Here is a 303-nt window from a genome sequence, read left to right as displayed (position 1 = left end):
CCCCGTCACAGCCCAGCCTTACGGTGTGCGGATTTGCCTACACACCAGCCTCACTGCTTGGACAGACATCCATCAGTCTGCGTCACTATCCTTCTGCGTCACTCCATCGCTAATTTGCCCACGAAAGTGAAGGAACGCTTTGAAGCAAATTCCGATTACTTTCGCGGGGCCCCTTCATTTGAAAGGACATTGCGGCTACGGTGGTACAGGAATTTCAACCTGTTGTCCATCGACTACGCCTTTCGGCCTCGCCTTAGGTCCCGACTTACCCTGAGCGGACGAACCTTCCTCAGGAACCCTTAG

General features: G+C 54.1%; 1 rRNA gene. It reads right to left on the bottom strand.

Features of this window, described 5'->3' with window-relative positions:
* Window positions 1–303 (bottom strand): 23S ribosomal RNA (locus ICC18_RS33465); the annotation flags it as partial.

It is taken from the genome of Paenibacillus sedimenti (assembly GCF_014534655.1).
In the GTDB taxonomy this organism is placed as follows: Bacteria; Bacillota; Bacilli; order Paenibacillales; family NBRC-103111; genus Paenibacillus_E; species Paenibacillus_E sedimenti.
Note: the sequence above shows the minus strand (reverse complement) of the source record. Positions and strands in the feature narration are given on the sequence as shown.